The 19654-nt window shown below is 58.3% G+C and carries 17 protein-coding genes; 15 read left to right on the top strand and 2 right to left on the bottom strand.

Going from position 1 to position 19654, the window contains the following annotated elements; genetic code table 11:
* Nucleotides 1–11: 11 nt before the first annotated feature.
* Together IQ265_RS03645 and IQ265_RS03650 are read left to right on the top strand one after the other, a co-directional pair.
* Complete coding sequence (locus tag IQ265_RS03645) at nucleotides 12–3311, top strand: DUF748 domain-containing protein (RefSeq protein WP_194050830.1); 3300 nt, start codon at nucleotides 12–14, stop codon at nucleotides 3309–3311.
* A 98-nt stretch (nucleotides 3312–3409) separates the two neighbouring features.
* Nucleotides 3410–4108: an ATP-dependent Zn protease gene (locus tag IQ265_RS03650; protein ID WP_228037542.1), complete on the top strand. Its 699-nt coding sequence runs from the start codon at nucleotides 3410–3412 to the stop codon at nucleotides 4106–4108.
* 110 nt (nucleotides 4109–4218) lie between these two features.
* Here the strand turns inward: IQ265_RS03650 and IQ265_RS03655 are convergent, their stop codons facing one another.
* The gene (locus IQ265_RS03655) at nucleotides 4219–4812 is read right to left on the bottom strand and encodes a PAP/fibrillin family protein (protein ID WP_194050831.1); all 594 of its coding nucleotides are present in this window, start codon (nucleotides 4810–4812) and stop codon (nucleotides 4219–4221) included.
* A 133-nt stretch (nucleotides 4813–4945) separates the two neighbouring features.
* Between IQ265_RS03655 and IQ265_RS03660 the strand changes: the two genes are divergently transcribed.
* From IQ265_RS03660 to IQ265_RS03685, 6 genes are all read left to right on the top strand, one after another.
* On the top strand, nucleotides 4946–5197 hold the full coding sequence (locus tag IQ265_RS03660) for a DUF3134 family protein (protein WP_194050832.1): 252 nt from the start codon (nucleotides 4946–4948) through the stop codon (nucleotides 5195–5197).
* Nucleotides 5198–5375: 178 nt separating this feature from the next.
* Nucleotides 5376–6470 (top strand): phospho-N-acetylmuramoyl-pentapeptide-transferase, encoded by a 1095-nt coding sequence (mraY, locus tag IQ265_RS03665; RefSeq protein WP_194050833.1) that lies wholly within the window; start codon nucleotides 5376–5378, stop codon nucleotides 6468–6470.
* Between the two features lie 43 nt (nucleotides 6471–6513).
* Nucleotides 6514–7290, top strand: a complete 777-nt coding sequence (locus IQ265_RS03670; RefSeq protein WP_194050834.1) for an isochorismatase family cysteine hydrolase — start codon at nucleotides 6514–6516, stop codon at nucleotides 7288–7290.
* A 262-nt stretch (nucleotides 7291–7552) separates the two neighbouring features.
* Nucleotides 7553–8254, top strand: coding sequence for a hypothetical protein (locus tag IQ265_RS03675; protein ID WP_194050835.1), 702 nt, complete (start codon nucleotides 7553–7555; stop codon nucleotides 8252–8254).
* 163 nt (nucleotides 8255–8417) lie between these two features.
* On the top strand, nucleotides 8418–8756 hold the full coding sequence (locus tag IQ265_RS03680; RefSeq protein ID WP_017297513.1) for a P-II family nitrogen regulator: 339 nt from the start codon (nucleotides 8418–8420) through the stop codon (nucleotides 8754–8756).
* Nucleotides 8757–9292: 536 nt separating this feature from the next.
* Complete coding sequence (locus IQ265_RS03685; protein ID WP_194050836.1) at nucleotides 9293–10642, top strand: folylpolyglutamate synthase/dihydrofolate synthase family protein; 1350 nt, start codon at nucleotides 9293–9295, stop codon at nucleotides 10640–10642.
* Here IQ265_RS03685 and IQ265_RS03690 read toward each other — a convergent pair.
* Nucleotides 10626–12494, bottom strand: a complete 1869-nt coding sequence (locus IQ265_RS03690; RefSeq protein ID WP_194050837.1) for a metallophosphoesterase — start codon at nucleotides 12492–12494, stop codon at nucleotides 10626–10628. The genes IQ265_RS03685 and IQ265_RS03690 overlap by 17 nt on opposite strands.
* 168 nt (nucleotides 12495–12662) lie before the next feature.
* Between IQ265_RS03690 and IQ265_RS03695 the strand changes: the two genes are divergently transcribed.
* From IQ265_RS03695 to IQ265_RS03725, 7 genes are all read left to right on the top strand, one after another.
* Entirely contained in the window at nucleotides 12663–13538 is an 876-nt protein-coding gene (locus IQ265_RS03695) for a hypothetical protein (RefSeq protein ID WP_194050838.1), read from the top strand.
* Between the two features lie 91 nt (nucleotides 13539–13629).
* Entirely contained in the window at nucleotides 13630–14592 is a 963-nt protein-coding gene (locus IQ265_RS03700) for an RNA polymerase sigma factor, RpoD/SigA family (RefSeq protein WP_228037543.1), read from the top strand.
* A 242-nt stretch (nucleotides 14593–14834) separates the two neighbouring features.
* A complete protein-coding gene (locus tag IQ265_RS03705) occupies nucleotides 14835–15419 on the top strand; it encodes a hypothetical protein (protein WP_194050839.1) in 585 nt (194 codons plus the stop codon).
* 469 nt (nucleotides 15420–15888) lie between these two features.
* A complete protein-coding gene (locus tag IQ265_RS03710) occupies nucleotides 15889–16152 on the top strand; it encodes a hypothetical protein (protein ID WP_194050840.1) in 264 nt (87 codons plus the stop codon).
* Nucleotides 16149–16577 carry a type II toxin-antitoxin system VapC family toxin gene (locus tag IQ265_RS03715; RefSeq protein WP_194050841.1) on the top strand — a complete coding sequence of 143 codons (429 nt, stop codon included), beginning with the start codon at nucleotides 16149–16151 and terminating at the stop codon, nucleotides 16575–16577. Before IQ265_RS03710 ends, IQ265_RS03715 begins: the two co-directional genes overlap by 4 nt.
* A 12-nt stretch (nucleotides 16578–16589) precedes the next feature.
* A complete protein-coding gene (locus tag IQ265_RS03720) occupies nucleotides 16590–19334 on the top strand; it encodes a COR domain-containing protein (protein WP_194050842.1) in 2745 nt (914 codons plus the stop codon).
* Nucleotides 19327–19653 carry a DUF4258 domain-containing protein gene (locus IQ265_RS03725; protein ID WP_194050843.1) on the top strand — a complete coding sequence of 109 codons (327 nt, stop codon included), beginning with the start codon at nucleotides 19327–19329 and terminating at the stop codon, nucleotides 19651–19653. Before IQ265_RS03720 ends, IQ265_RS03725 begins: the two co-directional genes overlap by 8 nt.
* Nucleotide 19654 lies beyond the last annotated feature (1 nt).

Here is a 19654-nt window from a genome sequence, read left to right on the forward strand (position 1 = left end):
GGCGCTGATATATGACCCTTGCACGTCAAAAATTTTCTGGGTATAGGCCAGCAGAATGGTTAAAAACAACGGCAAAGGCGGTAGCCCCCTGGGCCATCATTGGCGCTGTTCTCAGTGGGGTCTTGGGGCTTAGAGGCCTTCACTCCACAGCAGAACAAACCCTCTCAGACGCCCTCGGGCGATCGGTTGAGCTGGGCGGCCTGCGCGGCGTTTCCCACCGCGGCCTCTGGTTGGGCAAAACCGTTATTCCCCCGGCCGAGGCCGAGGCGCTGGCTGGGCAAATCGACGCGATCGCGATCGCCTTTAACCCGTGGGTACTGCTGACTCGGCGTGAATGGCAGGCGGCGATAACCCTGGTGCGGCCAGAGTTTTCGGTGGTGCTGTCCGAAGATGGGGCCTGGCCCAGCCTGAGCCAAGACAGCGGGGCCGCCTCCCATCGCTCGGTCAGCCTAGAGACTCTCCGGATTGAGTCGGGCGCGCTCACCCTACACACCTCCAGACCAAACCCCACGGCCTCCGGCCAGCGCTTGTCCCTGACGCTGCAACAAATTCAGGCCAGGGTTCGCCGTTCTGATCGGCCCCAACCTGGTCAGGTTGCTTTTGAGCTGGCTGGGCAACTTGGGCCGGGCCAGGTTCAGACCAGCGGTACGGTTGATCTGAGGCAGCGATCGCTCCAGGCCAGTGTGCAAACGCAAAACCTGCCCCTGGCCAGTCTCAATCTGGCCCTGCCCTCGGCAATCACCCTGCGGGCAGGGGCGCTCAACAGCGACGTCAGCCTGTCTACCCCTCTGCCCAATGCCGCCAAATCTCCCCTGGCCGCCCTCAACCTGGAGGGAACAGTGGTGGTGCAGGATAGCCAGGCCCAGCTGGGCCAGCTATCAGCCCCGGTTGACCCGCTACACACCACGCTGACGTTTCAGGGCCAGCGGGTGAGCCTGAGCGACACCCATCTGCAAATCGGCCCCCTGACGATCAGCGCAGCGGGTAGCTTAGACTCTAAAACCGGCTACGACCTAAGCGCTCAGGTGCCACCCGTGGCTAGCGACCAGTTGCGGGCCGTTGTGGGCGATCGCCTGCCCGTAGACCCCAGCCAGCCCTGGCAGTGGCAGGTCTGGATCACAGGGCCATTTGATGAACCTACGGTGGTAGTGCAGCCCGACCCGGCCCTGACGCCGCCCGGTCGACTGCCGATCGACCTGGGCCTGACGGCGGTGACGCTGGGCATGCAGGCCCAGGCGCTGCCCACCCGCGACTGGATTGGCCCAATTGAAGGGGCAACCTATGAGTTTCGCAACGATGGGGCCTGGTTTACCCTCAGCGATGGCACGGTGGTGCCGCCTTTGTCTGAAACCGCTTACCAGCGGGCCAGCGGAGCTCTGGGCAGTGGCCTGCGCCCCGCCCTCGATCGCAAGTTTTTTTGGTTCTTGCAGACCAACCCCTACGTCACCGCGATCGCTGCCGACCTGGCCCAGAACCAACTGCTGGGCTACCGCCAGGGCAGCCGCTTCGACACCGATCGCTTCTTTTTAGATTATTTTGTGCCGGTCTACGCCGAGTCGAGCCAGGCGGCAGGGCTCGACCCTGGCGAGCCCCTGTGGATGCTTGACCACTCCCTGCGCACCCTGCACGACCCGCTGCTGCGCCACCCCGATGCCAGCCCCATTACGGCGGGGTCGGGCACCGTCGGCTCGTTTTGGGCGGGTGAGCAGCTGTTGTCGATGCAGCAGTTGCTCACCCGCCCGCTGCTGGCGCAGCCAGGGCAAACGGGGCAGCTGGCCCGTCTAGCGGTGCTCAAGCAGCTCAATGCCTCCACCTCGCTCGACAGTCGGCGGCTGTCGAGTAGCCCAGAGCTAATGTCCAAGATACCCAACGTCACCTTCGGGGCCGAGGAGGGGGCGATCGCCCTGGCCCTGGGCATGATGCGGTTTGAGGGCGAGGGCATTTACCCTGAGTCGTTGCGATCGCTAGCCGCCTCGATTGAGCAAAACGAGCTCGACAAGCACGCCCTGCGCACCGCTATCACAGGCAAAATGCGAAGCTTAGCCACCGAGAACCGGGCGGCCCTGAGCTTTGCCCTGCTGCAGTTTAGCGATCGCGACTGGGCCGCTGTGGGTATGGGCAAGCAGCTGTTTCCTGGCGGGGCAGGCCACCTCACGGGCGGCAACACGCTGTCGGTGCTGGTGTCTCGCCAAGAGAAGGCGGGCTACAGCCTGGCTGCGGCCTACCAAAACAGCCGCCTGCTGCTGCTCGAAATGCTGTCTGGGGCAGACCGGGCAGCGGGGGGCGATCGCATGGTGTTTGCGGTGCTCAAAGACCACGCCTTTAGCCCCCGCTTTTGGCAAATTTTGGCTCAAAAAGAACCGCTGCTGGCCGCCCGGCTGGGGGCGATCGCTACCGATATCAGCGGCTACCGGCAGCTGGCCCAGCAGGGGGCCACGCTGCACGAGGCCTTCTATGCTGCGCTGGTTACCGCCAACCAGGATATTGGCGTCAGCGCTACGCTCAAGCAGGCCGTGGGGTTTCAGGCCCACCTGGCCCGCCTGCTCGACCAGGCCTTTGCCCCCGCCAACCCCAGCGATTTGCGCTACCGTGCCTTTCGCCGCAGCCTCGCCATCTATCTCAGAGAAGCCCCCGATATTTCGGTCTATGGGGGCAGCGAGGGGGCTCTGCGGGCCTACGGCCAGGAAACCCTCAACGTGCAGGAGCTGATCGCCGTCGATGTGGCCGATGCCCCTCGGGTTCGGGCGCTGGCCCGCCTGTACCAGGAGGCTCTGGCCAACGGCCTAATCACGGAATGGGACGCCGCCGGGTTTCAGCGCATTTTGCTGACGGGGGCGCTGCTGGCGGCGGGGGTAGAGCGCCCCGCATTACCCGCCGAGCTGCGGGACGTGGGCTTTCCCAGCGCCCAGTTTCGCCGCGACCTGCTGTTTGTGGTGGGGGTAGAGGGCATTCAGGTGGAGGCGACCCGGCTGGGCATTCAGGCCCACGACCATCGGGTGGGCTTTCAGCCGGTGGCCCGGCCCAACTATCGCGCTCCTGGGTTGAATGGAGCCGATTCAGCCAGCTGCCCCACTGAACCCTACGTGGCCGCGATCGCCCTCGGTGCCGCCAGCGCCTTCGTTTGGGATGCCGAGGCCCAGCGGGTAATCCTGCGGCGGGGTAGTACCCGCTGCCCCCTGCCCGCAGACTGGACGGCGCTGTTCTTCCCAGCCCTGCTGGAGAGCATACCGATTGAGCACTCGGAGTCGGGGCGCGATCGCCTCCAAACCAGCCTGCAGACCGCCAAACAGCTAGAAGCCGGGATCTTCTGAGTTCTTGGCCCTCGCTCCCCATCCTCGCTACCATAGAGCAACGCCGACCAGCGGCAGATGCTGCTGGGGCCTATCCATACGTATCGATTGATGGAGTGATGGGAGACGACATGCGCGACACCACCCTCAACACCATTGCCATTGTCATCTTTGGGGTGACTATGGCCAGCCTGCTGGGGCCGATTATCGACCTGTCGCCAGGCGTGGTGGCGGTGTTTGCCGCCGTGGGGCTAGGGGTATTTAGCCTCGATCAGCTGGGCCTAGGTGGCCGCATCGGCGATATTTTGATGGATACGGTGGCCTGGGCCTCGCCTGAACACCGCCAGCGGGTGCTACACCACGAGGCTGGGCACTTTTTGGCGGCGGTGCTGCTCGACATTCCGGTTGAAGCCTACACCCTTAACACATGGGAAGCCTGGAAGCAGGGCATTCCCGGCCAGGGCGGTGTGGTGTTTGGCCCCAGCGACCCAGCGGCCTTGGCCCGCCTCACCCCTCAGAGCATTGACCGCTACTGCCAGGTGTGGATGGCGGGCATTGCCGCCGAGCAGATGATCTACGGCGACGCCCAGGGGGGCGGCAACGACACCGCCACGCTGGCCCTGTTTTGGCAGACCCTGGGGCGATCGCCCGCCGAAGCCCCGCTCAAACAGCGCTGGGCCGCGCTTCAGGCCAAAACTCTGCTGGAGAAGCACCGCGACGCTTTCGATGCATTGGTAACGGCTATGGGCGATCGCGCCCCCGTAGCCGACTGCTGTGCCCTGATCGAGCAGCACCGTGCTCAGCTAGAGGCAGCTTAGGCGACTTTTGCCAAGGAGTTTTTCAATGGTGGGCAGTGTCCACCCTACAGCGGCTACAGTCGCTGGCTTTAAGCTGGTATCTTCCTCACCGGAAATCCTGCTAGCTATGGTTATACCTTTTGCAGTACAAACAGGCTGCCCTGGTTGCCGCGCCCAATTCGCAGATCGTCGTCGAGGTAGGTGACCTCCAGCCAGCCCGACTGGCGATCGGGGTTAATGCTGAAATCGATGCCCTGCAGCAGAGAAAACTTAGGGGTGGTTTGCATGGTCTCAATAAATTGGGCCACCGATTGGTAGCCCAAAGCCTGCCGCAGGCCCACAACACCCCGCACAAAGCGCACATTCACCCGTTGGGTAGAGACTGGCTCTAAGCTGGCGGCCACCGCCACCAGGCCCGACAGCAGGGGCGGCCCGTTTACCTCAGCAATGTTGTAAATGCGGTTTTCGGCCAGGCGAATCGACTGGTAAATGGGACCAAGGGAGGCCAAAGGCACGCGATCGATGTTCAGCAGCTCGCGGCTAGTGGTATAGAGCAAGCGCCAGTCGCCGCTGAGGCGATCGCTAGCCTGCAGCGGCTCAGGCGTAGGGTTGCGGCCCTCCAGGGTAGCGGCAGCGGCCTGAATTGCAGCGCGATCGCCAGGGCTGCCATTAATACCTCGATTGATCCCAGCGACAGCGTCTAGTAGCTCAGCTTTGCCCAACATGGCCCCAGTCCCCCAGCACTATCTCCGCAGCCAAGAGGCATGATACGGCAAAACTCCAAGCGCAACAGAAAGGGCGGCAGGCATAATGTCTCTGCTAGGATGGAATGTCTGCGTCTTGCTATAGGCCACCGCTATGTCTGAAAAGTATTACAACCCCTCTTTGCGCCAGGTGCCCCGCAGCGCCAAGGCTCCCATTCTGCCCTCCTCCGGTAACTCCTCCATTCTGCACTGGCTAGAAGACATTGGCCGTCTACGCAGCCGCGATGTGGTCGAAAATATCCCCGATGAGGCCGAAAACGAAGAAATTTCAGATCTGATGGGCAACGACGACAGCTTTGAGGACGATGACGACACCGATCTCGCCCTCGACGAGGACGACGACTAGCCGCCGCTCCCAAATAGACGCCAGTCAAATCTGTCGTTAAGTGTTGTTAAACTTCGCGTCTTAGTGAGACCATTCATTTAGACTTCCTGACTATTTCCTGCCGCCAGTCGTAGTCAATTGGAAGATCATCCAGTAGACTCCTGTTGGTGTGTGGTGTGATGCAATTGAGGAATTGTTAGTGGATGCGAAGTTTTTGGCATCGAAGCGGCTGTCTCTAAACGGCCAAACGTTATTTTGGCTGCTGGGCCTCGGTCTCAGCGCCGCTGCCGTCGGTCTAGACAGCCTTTTTGGGAACGCCGTTAGCCTGGGTGCGTCTATTACCGTGCCCTTTATCGTGGCGGCGCTGGGCAGCAGCCTGCTGGGGTTTACGGCCGTTCCCCTGCTGCGGGCCCTCAAAACCGGCCAGTTTATTCGCCAGGAAGGCCCCCAGGGTCACCTTAAGAAAGCGGGTACTCCTACGATGGGGGGTGCCTTTTTTGTGCCCGTCGCGATCGCGGTAGCCCTGTTGGCGACGGGCTTTGCCCGCGATGCCGTCGCCGTGTCGCTGCTGACGCTGGCCTACGGAGCCATTGGCTGGGTTGACGACTGGCAGGTGATTCAGCGCCGCTCGAATAAGGGCATTTCTCCCCGTGCCAAGCTGGGGCTGCAGATTGCGGTGGCCGTGCTGTTTTGCCTGTGGGTGCTGACCAGCCAGCCGATTAGCCTAACCACCGTAGCCCTGCCCCTGGGCCTGGGGCTACCCCTAGGGTTTTTGTTCTGGCCGCTGGCCGGGTTTGTGCTCGTGGCCGAAAGCAACGCCACCAACCTCACTGACGGCCTCGACGGGCTGATGGGCGGCACGGGCGCGATCGCATTTATGGGTCTGGCGGCCATTGTGGCCCCCACCCATCCCGATTTGATGGTCTTCTGCGCCGCAATGGCCGGGGCCTGTCTGGGGTTTTTGCTGCACAACCACAACCCCGCCCGCGTTTTTATGGGCGATACGGGGTCGCTGGCGCTGGGCGCGGCCCTGGGCGCGGTGGGCATTCTCAGCGGCAACCTATTTGCTCTGCTGGTGCTCACCCTGCTGTTCTTTGCCGAAACCCTGTCGGTGATCATTCAGGTGGCCTACTTTAAGGCCACCAAAGGCCCCGATGGAGTGGGCAAGCGCTTCTTTAAGATGGCTCCTCTGCACCACCACTTTGAGCTATCCGGCTGGTCTGAAATTCAGGTGGTGGCGGTAGCCTATGCCGTCACAGCAGGGCTGGCGCTGCTCGCCCTTCAGCTGCTCTAGCCCACCGCGCTCTACCAGTCGGCCGCCCCCAAACCAGGTCGCTATGGACATTTCAAACCTGCGTCCCCTGGGCAGCCCTCCCAACGCCTGGTGGGTCAACGACCACCTTGCTGATATCAGCCGCCAGGAGCTACAGCCCCGGCTAGCGGTTTTGACTACCCAAACCAAGCAGGTGCGGTTTGACCTCAGCAAAACGGCCTGCCTGGTGGTCGATATGCAAAACGACTTTTGCCACCCCGACGGCTGGCTAGCCAGCATCGGGGTCGATGTTACGCCAGCGCGTCAGGCGATTGTGCCGCTGCAAACCCTGCTGCCCCTGCTGCGATCGGCCCAAGTGCCGGTGGTATGGGTTAACTGGGGCAACCGCGCCGACCTTTTAAACATCAGTGCCGGGCTGCGGCACGTCTACAATCCCACTGGGGCAGGGGTTGGTTTGGGCGATCCACTGCCCGCCAACGGTGCCCCGGTGTTGACTAAGGGCAGTTGGGCAGCGGCGGTTGTCGATGAGCTGAAGGCCCAGCCCCAAGATATTTGGGTCGATAAGTATCGCATGAGCGGCTTTTGGGATACGCCCCTCGACAGTATTTTGCGCAACCTGGGCAAAACCACCCTGCTATTTGCCGGAGTAAACGTGGACCAGTGCGTGATGGCAACCCTGCAAGACGCCAACTTCCTGGGCTACGACTGCATTTTGCTGCGCGACTGTAGCGCTACCACCTCGCCCGAGTACTGCGCCCAGGCCACTATCTATAACGTTAACCAGTGCTTTGGGTTCGTGGCTGACAGTGCTGCGATCGCCGCTGCCCTAGGAGTCAGCTAGTCAGCGCTCGTCGCTCGAGCTGACTGGCAAAACCGCAGGCGGTGGCGCATCTTCAAGTAATACACGTAAACTATGAGCAGGGAACGGGCCAGAGCCGCTCTTTCCCAAACAGTCGTGTTTGCCCTGATATATCTTCACCTGCAGGCCCAGCGGCAAAACTTTTTTTGATTCAGCTGGTGCACTCGCGCTAAATTGAACTACCCTTGGGCAGACCAATTCTCACCCTTGTTTTTCAGTCTTCAACGCCCCTTCTACCGTCATCATGAACGCACCTTATTCTTCCGAATCTGCTTATCCAGGGGTGGTTGCCCCAGAGGTACCCCAGGGCAATCGGCAGGCTCCGTCAGTACCTATTTCGGTGTACCGCGAGCTCGCCACAGAACTGCGGGCCACCCAGGCGATGGTCGACTCGCTCAATCAACAAAACCAGCAGCTTACCCAGCAAAACCAGGTGCTGCGCCAGGAAATGATTCGCTTTGCCGACTCGGCGGCCCGCCTCAAGCAAGCCATCGAGGTCAGCCAGCCCCAGCCGCTCGATATGGCGAGCGGTGGGCGATCGCCCCTAGAGTCCCACTTCAGCGCCGAAGCCCAGGCGATGGCCCCTGCCTACCCAATGGCCCTGCCGTCAATGCCCGATGACGACGAAGCCACAGCGTCACTGCCGGAACGGCTGTCTGAATCGGTAGGGGAAGGGGTTTCTACCCTGGCCAGCCAGATCACCCAAATTGTGAAGAAGCCCAAGGCTAAGAAGTCGTCTAAAAAGCCACCTCAACGGCCACAGGCAGGCGTGCCTCAGCGGCTCTACACCGAAGAGCGCCTCGACCCCAACCGCCCCGGACAGCTGAGCCAGCGCCCCTCAGACCTGAGCGGGCTGTGGCTGGCCGCAACCATTTTGCTAATTGTTATTAGCGCCTTCGGGGCCGGTTTTCTGATCATGAAACCGCTGCTGAATACGTCGCGCTAGAGCCTCGCGCTAGGGCTTTGCCGCTGAATAGGCCAACTGTTGAACCCCAGCCACCGCCGTCTCTTCTACAATTTTGTAGCAAGCGATGCAGTATTCTAGGGGGCAAGCCCGATACACATAGACCGAAGCTAAACGAAAACCGCTGAAGCACCCAGTTTGATCTATGAAAAAAATAGAAGCTATTATTCGCCCCTTTAAGCTAGACGAGGTCAAGATTGCCCTGGTCAACGCTGGTATTGTCGGCATGACTGTTTCGGAGGTGCGCGGCTTTGGTCGCCAAAAGGGACAGACCGAGCGCTACCGGGGCTCAGAGTACACCGTTGAGTTCCTGCAAAAGCTCAAGATTGAAATTGTGGTCGAAGAAGCCCAGGTCGACATCGTCGTTGACAAAATTATCTCCGCCGCTCGCACAGGCGAAATTGGCGACGGCAAAATTTTTGTTAGCCCCGTAGACGAAATTGTCCGCATTCGTACCGGCGAGAAAAACACCGAGGCCGTCTAGCCCGCCTGGATGCCCCAACTTGTTGAAAACGTCCCTAGGCGCAGCGAGGTGCTGCGCCTTTTTAGTGAGGATGCGGATTAAAAGATTTTAGGCAGTTGCTCGATTCACCTTCTCATACCAATCGTTCATGCCGTAAGCCCGGCCCCCCAACGATAAGAAACCATAGCCATCCCTAGCCCCTTTGGGGCGGCTTCGCCAACGACTCCGCTCAGGGAACGGTTATTGTCAAGGCAAATCGGATCGTATGACTCCAACTCTAAAGAGGCCAAACTGTAGAGGCAAATGCCATTTGCCCGATCTCGTATCGGTTTCCCGTCAGGGTTTCTAAGCTGGACTTAGGATTAGAAATATGGGGTGTTGCTGAATTGAGGCATGAATCTGGGTAAGGGCGAACGGCTGTTTGCCCCTACGAGAGATGTTGCATTCCTGGTTTATACCTGTATTCAACCTTCAATTACCTTCTCAAGGTTTGGATCGAGGTGTTGCCTGCGATTTGGTAAACTCTCTACTCCAATACAAATCCAATACAAAAATTGTTGCCCGTGGTGCAATCCCCAGGTTTTCTACTAGACCAACAGATTCAAGCGCTGCTCGACCCCTTTGGGCGGTTTGGGGTCGAGCTGGGCCTAGAGCGCATTCAGCGCCTGCTGGCGGCCCTGGGCGACCCTCAGACCCAGGTTCCGCTGGTGCATGTGGCGGGCACCAACGGCAAGGGGTCGGTATGTGCCTACCTGGCGGCAGTGCTGCAGGCGGCGGGCTATCGGGTAGGGCGCTACACCTCGCCCCACCTGGTGAGCTGGCGAGAGCGAATTACGGTCAACAACACGCCGATTCAGAGCCAAGATCTAGTTCAGCGGCTGCATCAGGTGGTGGCCGCCATTGACCCAGCCCAACCTTCACCCACCCAGTTTGAGGTGTTTACTGCCGCTGCCTGGCTGCACTTTGCCCAGGCTGGGGTTGATATAGCGGTGATGGAGGTGGGCCTGGGGGGGCGACTCGATGCCACCAATGTGGTGGATGCCCCCCTGGTCAGCGTGATTACCTCGCTGAGCCGAGAGCACTGGCAGCGCCTTGGCCCCACCCTGGCCGATATCGCTTTTGAGAAAGCGGGGGTGCTTAAATCGGGGCGTCCAGCAGTGATTGGCCCCCTGCCTCCCGAAGCGGCGGCGGTGGTCAAGGCGCGCCTGGCTGAACTTGACTGTCCGGTGGTGTGGCCCGCCCCAGCGGTACCGCTTGAGCACGGCCGAGCGCGCTACGGCAGCGGTGATGATGCTATCACCTACCCATTGCCGCTGCTCGGTGCCCACCAATTAGTCAACTCGGCCCTGGCGATCGCCGCCCTGCACAGCCTGCGCACCCAGGGCTGGCAGATTTCAGATGAAGCCATTGTTCAGGGCATGGGCCAGGCTCGCTGGCCCGGACGCTTGCAGTGGGTGACCTGGGGCCAAAACTCCGCAGGCTACCCGCTGCTGCTCGACGGTGCCCACAACCCCGCCGCCGCCGAAGTACTGCGCCGGTATGTCGATAGCTGGTGGGCTAGCCAGCCCGCGCAACCTGAGGGAACGCAATGGCTAATGGGTATGCTCGCCACTAAAGACCACCGCGATATTTTTGCGGCCCTGCTGCGCCCCGGCGACACCCTGCACCTGGTGCCCGTGCCGGGGCACGAAACGGCAGCACCAGAAGATTTGGCGGCGATCGCGCGATCGGTCTGCCCCAACCTAGCCCGTTGTGAGATCCACAATTCCCTCAACGACGGGCTCACCGCCCTGGGGCGAACCCCCAGCCAGCTCAGGGTGCTGTGCGGCTCACTGTATCTGATCGGCCACTTTCTGGCCACCGAACCCTACCAAGACCAGCCCTGGCCTTTCACCGACCCAGCCTAAACTCATCAAATTTCACTACCGCCGAGTTTGGCTGCCGGGTGTCGAAGTAGTAACTGCTGACGGTGCCCCTCTCGGTTTCAAACACGCTAAAGACAGTGATGTCGTTGCTGGCGATGTAGGGCAGGGGTTGGCCGCTGTCGTCGCGCAGGGGGGCGAGGGTGGGCACCACGGGTCCTAAGCCGTTGGGGTCGCCCTGGGCCACGTAGTCGGTGGGGGAATAGGTCACGGTCGAACCCTCTATAGCTTCAGGCGGCACTGGGCGAGCGGCATCTTTCCAGAAAGCCCCGTAGGAGTTGCCGACGTTCGAGGTTTCGAGGTAGTGGGTGCCCTGGGGCGACACAAAGCGGTTCCACAGGTGTGAGTGGCCGTAGAACACCAGGTCTACCCCCGCCTGCTCCAACAGGGGTACCAGGTCGCGGGCAATGTAGTCGTCGGCGCGGGGGTACTCGTAGCGCACGGCGGTAAGGCGACCAGCCCCGTCGCGATCGTAGCGGCGCACCGGATTGGTAAAGGCGGGCACAATGTTGTCGCCCAGGCTGTGGGGCGGGTGGTGCATCATCACCACCTTGTACCTGGCCTGGCGAAAGGCCTCGCTGGCCAGCTCTTGCTCTAGCCACTGGTACTGCAAACTGCCCCGCTCGATCGGTTCAAAAATGTGCTGACCATGGCCCCAGTTTTGTGGGGTGCCCAGGTCGGCTTCGCGCTCCTGGTAACGGCCCCGAGTAGTGGCATTAAGCTGGTAGGGCCGCCAGATCTGGGTGACATAGAGCGACACCAGGCGAACGTCGCCCAGGGTAATGGCGTAGTAGCGGCTGGTGGTCTCGGGGCGATCGGGGTTGGGCACCTGGGTCACCGGCAGGCTAAACAGGGCCTCGTAGGTCTCACTGTTGAAGGAATTGTCAACAATCCACTGGCGGCGCAGCTCGGGGTCGCCGCTGGGGTTAAACAGGTCGGCATTGGCCTCGTAGAGGCTAACCGCCGCCTGGCGGGGCACGGGCTGGTTAAACTGTTCCCCCAGCGGGGCGGTGGCGGCAAAGCGTCCCATTATTTCGTGGTTGCCCAGGGTTGGAAACAGCGGCGCGTGCTGAATAATTTCGCCGCCTCGGTAGCGCACGGTGCGACCATTGCGCTCCAGGGCATAGCTGGTGTTGCCCTGCAAACAGGGAAAAAAGCCGCAGCCCCGGCTGTCGTCAAACCACTCAGAGGCGCGATCGGGAATGTTGATCAGATCCCCCGCAAAAAACACCGCGTCCACCCGGCCCAGGGTTTCCTCCACCTTTTGCAGGTTGGCGGCGGTCATGGGCATGTTCTGGTGGTCAGAGGTGAGTAAAATTTTGAGCGGCTGTCCGGGGATGGGGGCTCCAGCCAGGGTAAAGACGCGGCTTTCGGCCACAGTACCGTCTGCTCCGGTGCTGGCCACACGGTAGGGCACCCGCTGCCCTGGCGGCAGCCCGCTCACTTCGGCCTCGTGCCGCCAGATCGGCCGCTGCACCGTTTGCTGCAGGTCAGCAAAGTTGGGGTGATCGAGCCGAGACTGTCCATCTTCTCGGGTGCGGGTCAGCTGGGTGGTGAGCGCTGGGGCCTGGTTGGGTAAGTTAGCGTCAGGGCGCTGATCGGGTACCCCCCACCGCACCTGGTGGTCTTGGCCCTCAAACTCGGTAAACCACACCACCCGCACCGTACCGGGGGTGGGGTACTGCAAAAATGGGTCGGTCAACAGCTGGGTGGGCACGGCAGTAACCTCGGAGGATGGAACAACTGGCGATACGCGAGGCTCTAGGGCAATCAAAAGAATGGCCGTTAGCACTAGCAACAGGCCCGCTGTCAGTAGGGTCAGGTCTTCTCGTCGCATTGTTCTGAGCCTTTTTTGCTAGAGCCTTGACAGCCCTAGGTTAACGGCAAATAACGACAATATAAAAACTGTCTGTCCACTGTTAACGCCACTGAAAAGTTGTGCCACCTTTAGAGAGCCTAAAAGAGCAAACGCTGACTATACTGGCGCAGAGCAACGGACATGACTATGGCATTTCCTCTCAAATTTAGGGCGGGCAAGCGCTTCCTCCGCTGGTCGGGCGGGGGAGCCCTGGCCGTAGTCTCGATAGGAATGCACGGCCTGCTGCTGGGGATGCCGATGCCTGGGAGTGCTCCCGAAGCCAACGACGACCTGACCGAACTCAGCGACCCAGCGGCAGTTATGGATGTGGTGCGTCTGCCCGCATCCTCAAAATCGATCGCTGAGGGGGGAGCGCTGGCCCCAGTGCCCGCTACCCCAGCCGCTCAAGCGTCTCAACCGGCGCGATCGCCTGTGGCCTCTGCACCTGCGGCCCCTGCACCTGCAGCACCTGTGCCTGCCACTCCGCCTCCAGCCAAACCCCAGACGGCTCCGCCGCCCCAGGCCGCCCCGGCTTCGCCCCCAGATGTTTCGACCCTGCAGCCCCTGCCCGCAGAGCCACCCCCGCCTACCCTAGACGATCGCCTGCGCGACCCGGCCCAGTACCAGTTCAACCAGCAGGCCAAATCACTGAGCACCGATGACGTCAATTTTCACCTGGCCGTTGTGCCGCACTGGCTCGAAACCGAAAGCCAGGGCCTCAGCGATAGTCAAGTGCCAATCCTAGGCCAAAAACTGGCCCCCCTGCAGGTTCCCTATGCGCTCAGTACCTGCCTGGTGCCACCGCCTGCCGAGGGCCTGGTGGGCGTGATTGTATCGGCCACCGGAGAACTGGTGAAAGAGCCCGTGCTGCTCGACAGTACAGGCTATACGGTGCTGGACGAAAAGGCCTTAGAACTGACGTTACAACGCACCTTTGAACCCCAGTCTGGGGCATTGCCCAACCCCCAGGCCCACTGGCTGCCGGTGCAGGTGCAGTACGACGGGGTCAATTGCACGCCTTAAGGAAATCTTTAGCCCCCCCTCAGGGTAGAGGCACCGAAGCTCAGACATTGTCATAGTGGCATCTAAGTCGATTGCCGCTACTGATGTTCCCATGGCTCAAGCTATTTCTACCTCCAGTAATTCTGTTCAGGCATATCTGAAGGAAATTGGTCGCATTCCCCGGTTAACCCGCGATGAAGAAATTTCTTTGGGCAAGCGGGTGCAGCGGTTAAACCAGCTCAACGCGATCGCCGCTAAGCTGGCTAAATCGTCGACCGACGAACCCTCACTAGAGGATTGGGCTGCTGCCGCCAACCTGTCGGTGGACGACTTGAATCAGGATTTAGAGGCTGGAGAGGCGGCCCGTCGCCGCATGGTAGAGGCCAACCTGCGCCTGGTGGTCTCGATCGCCAAAAAATACACCAAGCGCAACCTCGACCTGATGGATCTGGTGCAGGAGGGCACCCTGGGCCTGCAGCGAGGGGTAGAGAAGTTTGACCCCACCAAAGGCTTTCGCTTTTCGACCTACGCCTACTGGTGGATTCGTCAGGCTGTCACGCGGGCGATCGCAGAAAAAAGCCGCGCCATTCGCCTGCCTATTCACATCTTTGAAAAGCTGACCAAAATCAAGCGCGCCCAGCGCCACCTGGCCCAGGAGCTAGGCCGCACCGCCACCCTTGAAGAAGTGGCCAACCATCTAGACATGCCCATTACCCAGGTGCGCCAGTTTTTGTCGCAGTCGCAGCAGCCAATGTCGCTCAATGCCATGGTGGGCGATAAGGGCGACACCGAGCTAGCCGATATGCTGGAAGACGACCAGGGGCGATCGCCGGAAGACTACGCGGCCCAAAACAGCCTTCAGCAAGACATCTTTCGCATTCTCGATCGCCTCACCCCTCAGCAGCGTGAGGTACTGGTGTTGCGCTTTGGCCTCGGCACTGGCGAAGGGCTGTCGCTCTCGAAGGTGGGCCAGCAGCTCAACGTCAGCCGCGAACGGGTGCGCCAGATTGAGCGCGATGCAATCAAAAAACTGCGCTACGCCCGCCACGATTTGAAAGCCTATCTGGCTGGCTAAAGGTCCAGCTTCGATCGACCTAATTGATGGGCAAGGGACATAGTCTCTTGCCCATTTTTGCGATCGGCCCATTTTTGCGATCGGATAGTCTTACCGTATCTCAGGCAACCGCTAACTCATTCAGGTTAAATACCTAAAGAATGTTAACTTTACGCCACTGCTTTTTTGTGGCTGATATTTGCATCTTAAATGGGGGATTACTAGAGAGCAACATTTTCTAGAAGCCGGAGCTGTTATAGGGTATGCAATATCCCTTAGAGATTACGTTTAAGATTTGGACGATCGCGCCTAAGATCACCGTTACAGATGCTAACGGAAACGTTGTATTCTTTGTTAAGCAAAAGTTATTTAAGCTAAAAGAAGCGATTGGTGTGTTCGCGGATGAGGCCCAAACTAAAAGACTTTACGACATAAAAGCCGATCGCATTATTGATTTTTCGGCTCGCTACAATTTCACAGATAGTAACGGCGCAGTAATCGGGGCCGTTAAGCGAAAGGGAATGCGATCGCTGTGGAAAGCCCATTACGATATTTTTAACTCTGTAAACAGCGACCTGCACATTCAAGAAGAGAATCCCTGGGTTAAGGTGCTCGATTCGCTGTTTCAAGAAGTGCCTATTCTAGGAGCTTTGAGCGGCTATGTGCTCAACCCTAAATACCTGGTAAAACGCAGTGATGGCACTGTTGTTATGCGGCTCGAAAAGCAGCCGTCGCTTTTGTCTCGCAAGTTTATTGTTAAGCCGATCGATCAACTGTCGCCTCAGGAAGAAACTCAGGTGCTGCTCAGCCTAATCATGATGATTCTGCTGGAACGGGCTCGCGGTTAAGGCTTTAGCTGTCAATAGGTTCAAGTGGCGCACCCACCCATAGCGAGAATCTCGTTATGGGTGGGTGCGTTGCGGCTTAGCGGCAGTTTGTTGACCATCGACCTGGTTGATTTACCCGTGGTTGCTAGACGGATCTGTATGGGTGGGCAATGGGTTACGACGGGACGATACGTTAACGGCTGGTGGCATGAGAGGATGGTTGCCTAACCAACCCTACAAATAGCATCTTTCTAACAATAATCTTGTACCCCTTCCACCCTACCCAAATGGCGGCTATAAAAGGGGAGACCCCCGCCTGCTCAATCCAAATTTTAAAATCATCAATCTAAAATCGCCATGACCCAGGACGAGCTGCTGCAACTGATTGACCAGGCGGCCGCCGAGGGTTGGACAGAGATGGACCACTCCGGACAGGGTGTCTTCAGGTTTGGGTAGCTCCTACAATAGGTTTAGTAATTGTACTCCGCCCATGAACACCAAGCTGGTAAACTCCATTCTCCAGGTCATTGAGTCTCTCTCTGAAGCGGAGCGGCGCTTGCTGTACACTAAGCTGGATCGCAAAGCAGCCTGGAAAGTTAGCCAAAATCGTTTGCGTCACTTGCATCAACGCCTACGACAAACCAACGGTGGCGATATGGCCGATCTCCCCATTGCAGATTTGCTTCATCAAGAACGCCAACAGCGTGAGCATATATTGCTCAACAGTGTCTCTCCAGAGCCTAATGCCCCATGAGTCTGGGTAAGGTATGTGTAGATGCTAGCTTTGTGGTGCGGTTGCTGGTTGTAGATCCTGACGAATCCCCCTATCAAGCACTTTGGGATAGCTGGGTAGAAGCCGGTGTGGTAATTACAGCGCCTACCCTCATTCTGTACGAGGTTACGAATGCCCTGTATCGGTTGGCTAAAGCAGGACAGTTTTCTATAGAGGTTGCCTATGAGTTTTTGGAGATTGCCCTGGGTCTAAACATCGAGCTTTATGGGAATGCCAATTTACATGGACGGGCTTGGCAAATCACTAATCAACTCTCGCTGCCAGCAACTTACGACGCTCACTATTTGGCCCTGACTGAGATATTAGCTGCTGAGCTGTGGACGGCGGATCGCCGCCTTGTCAATGCAGTGCGCGATGTCTACGACTGGATTCACCTTGTTGCCTAAGGTACAGCCCCCATGACCCAAGACGAGCTGCTGCAACTCATTGACCAAGCCGCTGCTGAAGGCTGGACAGAGCTAGATCTCTCGGGCCAGGGGCTGACGGAGTTGCCCCCTGAAATTGGCAAACTCACCCAGCTTGAAAGCTTAATTCTGGGAAAGGTTGAAAAATGGAGTAATCCAAAGGGGCAACCGACTCCCAAGCTGCTTACCAATGCTCTCAGTTCCCTACCATCCACACTAGCGAATTTGAAGCACTTGAAAGTGCTAGATTTGAGCGGTAATCCTCTAGAACAGTTGCCAGAGATTATTTTTCAGCTCAAATCACTCACGGACCTTACCGCGATCGCTGTTAATTTATCTAAGATTCCCGATTGTATCCAAGGGCTCACCAACCTAACGACACTTTCCCTCTCTAGCAATCAAATCACGGCAATTCCTGAGCACATTGGAGCACTCACCAGTCTGACGACACTTTCTTTCTCTAGCAATCAAATCACGGCAATTCCAAAAAACATTGGAGCACTCACCAACCTAAGGGAACTTTTCCTTTATAGAAATCAAATCACGGCGATTCCTGAGTGCATTGGAGCACTCACCAACCTGACGGCGATTTATCTCTACAGTAATCAAATCACGGCAATTCCTGAGTGCATCGGAGCACTCACTAACCTGACGACACTTTCCCTCTCTAGCAATCAAATCACGGCAATTCCTGAATACATCGGAGCGCTCACTAACCTGACGATACTTAATCTTCACAGAAATCAAATTACGGTCATTCCCGAGTGTATGGAGGCACTCGTTAATCTCACGCAACTTTCCCTCTCTAGAAATCAAATTACGGCAATTCCTGGGTGCGTGGGAGCACTCATTAATCTTACGCAACTTTATCTCTCTGACAATCAAATTAGGGTCATTCCTGAGTGCATTGGTCAGCTCTTGAATCTTGAAAAGCTAGACCTTGAAAACAATAAAATCGAAACTTGCCCTGATTGGTTAGAGAGGTTGTCCCAGCTAAAAATTCTAGACTTGCGCCGTAACCCTCTACCCATTTCCCCAGAGATTTTGGGGCTAGCAGAATCTAGTGATGCTCCTGGTTCCGTTGAGGATATTTTTAACTATCTGCGCAAACTTCGTGGCGGTGATGTTCGACCTCTCAACGAAGCCAAGCTTCTCCTAGTTGGCCAGGGCAGCGTTGGCAAAACGTCTCTAGTCAAGCAGCTGATGGAGAGCACATATAACCCCAATGAGCCCCAAACCGATGGCCTTACCGTTTGCACCTGGGGTGTCCACGTTAACAGCAAAGACGTGCGCCTCAACGTGTGGGATTTTGGCGGCCAAGAGATTTACCACGCCACCCATCAGTTTTTTCTCACCAAGCGCAGCCTGTATGTGCTCGTCTGCAACTGCCGCACTAGCGAAGACGAAAACCGCATTGAATACTGGCTCAAGTTGATCCAAAGCTTTGGCGGCGAGTCGCCCGTTATCATTGTCGGCAACAAAAAGGATGAGCAACCCTTCGACGTCAACCGCAAAGCCCTTCGCGAAAAATATCCCAACATCTGCGCCATTCTCGAAACCTCTTGCCAAACCGGCGACGGCATCGATGATTTGCGGGCTAAAATCACTGAAGAAGTAGGCAAATTGCGCGATGTCTACAACCTGCTGCCCCTCTCCTGGTTTGAGGTTAAAGAAAAGCTCGAAGCCCTAGACAAAGACTTTATTAGCTACAGCGAATATATCGGCATCTGCTACCAGAACAATATTCCCGAAGAGCAAAACCAAACCCAGCTCATCGACCTGCTCCACAATCTGGGCCTGGTGCTCAACTTCCGCGACCACCCCATTCTCCACAGCACCAACGTGCTCAATCCCGACTGGGTTACCCAAGGTATCTACACTCTGCTCAGCGACGAAACCCTCAAAATCCAGGGGAAAGGCATTCTCGACTACGACGACCTGAGCCGGGTGCTAGAGCCAACCCGCTACCCCCCCGAGCGTCACCGCTACCTCACCGAACTCATGCAGGAGTTTCAGCTCTGCTTTGAGCTGCCCGACTGCCCCTGCCCCCGCTTTCTCATCCCCGGCCTGCTTCCCAAAGACGAACCTGAAGACACCGGGTTAGAGGGCGACACCCTAGAGTTTCAATACCACTACCGCATTCTGCCCGAGAGCGTACTGTCGCGGTTCATTGTGCTCAGCCACGAAAAAATCCACGAGCAAACCTGCTGGCGCAGCGGCGTCATGCTGGAATATTGCGAAGGCGACGAGATCTGCAACATTGCCCGCGTCAAAGCCGACCCAGAAGACAAAAAGATTTTCATCTCTATTAGTGGGCGCGAAACCACCCGCCGCATTTTTCTCGCTCTCATCCGCGACACCTTTACCAAAATCCACAAGAGCTTTGCCGATTTAGAAGTCACCGAATGGGTGCCCGTCCCTGGTCATCCCGACCATCCCCCCCTCGACTACCAAGAGCTGCTGGGCCTGGAGGCCATGGGCGAACAGACTGTCACCATCGGCAAACTGCGTCTGCGCCTCAACCTGCGCCAGATCCTCGACGGCTACGAACCCGTGGAAGCCCGCCGCCAGCGCGACCTTAAAGAACGCGGCCTCGACATCGAAGAGCGCTACGGCGATATTCACCTCAACATTCACCAGGGCAATCGCGCTACCCATCAGCACGGCAGCGGCGATAATGTAGCAGGTGACCTGGTGCAGGGCGACAAACGCACCCACCCCAAGGGTGCGTATGTCTGAAGCCTCGGCGTTGCCTACGCTTCAGACATACGCCAAAGCAAGCAGCAGCAGACTTACAGGCCCCATACAAATTTTCTGGACCAAGCACGCCAAGGAACGTCAACAGCAATGGCAACAGCGATTAGGCATTACTCGCGAGGAAGTTGAAGCAGTTGTAAGAAACCCACAGCAGATCGTTATTGAAGATGATATTTCTGTTGCTCAAGCAATGCGAGGCAAGGGGCTATTGCGGGTTCCCTTCGCTGATGTGGCTGGCACAAGACGCATCATCACCCTGTACTGGACCAATCAAGTCAATCGCTACTGGCAGGAGAACTAGC

The sequence above is a fragment of the Nodosilinea sp. LEGE 06152 genome (genome assembly GCF_015207525.1).
GTDB lineage: Bacteria > Cyanobacteriota > Cyanobacteriia > Phormidesmidales > Phormidesmidaceae > Nodosilinea.

Coding starts and splice junctions, on each gene's coding strand:
- IQ265_RS03645 (WP_194050830.1), top strand. CDS start 12: ATGACCCTTGCACGTCAAAAATTTTCTGGGTATAGGCCAGCAGAATGG.
- IQ265_RS03650 (WP_228037542.1), top strand. CDS start 3,410: ATGGGAGACGACATGCGCGACACCACCCTCAACACCATTGCCATTGTC.
- IQ265_RS03655 (WP_194050831.1), bottom strand. CDS start 4,812: ATGTTGGGCAAAGCTGAGCTACTAGACGCTGTCGCTGGGATCAATCGA.
- IQ265_RS03660 (WP_194050832.1), top strand. CDS start 4,946: ATGTCTGAAAAGTATTACAACCCCTCTTTGCGCCAGGTGCCCCGCAGC.
- IQ265_RS03670 (WP_194050834.1), top strand. CDS start 6,514: ATGGACATTTCAAACCTGCGTCCCCTGGGCAGCCCTCCCAACGCCTGG.
- IQ265_RS03675 (WP_194050835.1), top strand. CDS start 7,553: ATGAACGCACCTTATTCTTCCGAATCTGCTTATCCAGGGGTGGTTGCC.
- IQ265_RS03680 (WP_017297513.1), top strand. CDS start 8,418: ATGAAAAAAATAGAAGCTATTATTCGCCCCTTTAAGCTAGACGAGGTC.
- IQ265_RS03690 (WP_194050837.1), bottom strand. CDS start 12,494: ATGCGACGAGAAGACCTGACCCTACTGACAGCGGGCCTGTTGCTAGTG.
- IQ265_RS03695 (WP_194050838.1), top strand. CDS start 12,663: ATGGCATTTCCTCTCAAATTTAGGGCGGGCAAGCGCTTCCTCCGCTGG.
- IQ265_RS03700 (WP_228037543.1), top strand. CDS start 13,630: ATGGCTCAAGCTATTTCTACCTCCAGTAATTCTGTTCAGGCATATCTG.
- IQ265_RS03705 (WP_194050839.1), top strand. CDS start 14,835: ATGCAATATCCCTTAGAGATTACGTTTAAGATTTGGACGATCGCGCCT.
- IQ265_RS03710 (WP_194050840.1), top strand. CDS start 15,889: ATGAACACCAAGCTGGTAAACTCCATTCTCCAGGTCATTGAGTCTCTC.
- IQ265_RS03715 (WP_194050841.1), top strand. CDS start 16,149: ATGAGTCTGGGTAAGGTATGTGTAGATGCTAGCTTTGTGGTGCGGTTG.
- IQ265_RS03720 (WP_194050842.1), top strand. CDS start 16,590: ATGACCCAAGACGAGCTGCTGCAACTCATTGACCAAGCCGCTGCTGAA.
- IQ265_RS03725 (WP_194050843.1), top strand. CDS start 19,327: ATGTCTGAAGCCTCGGCGTTGCCTACGCTTCAGACATACGCCAAAGCA.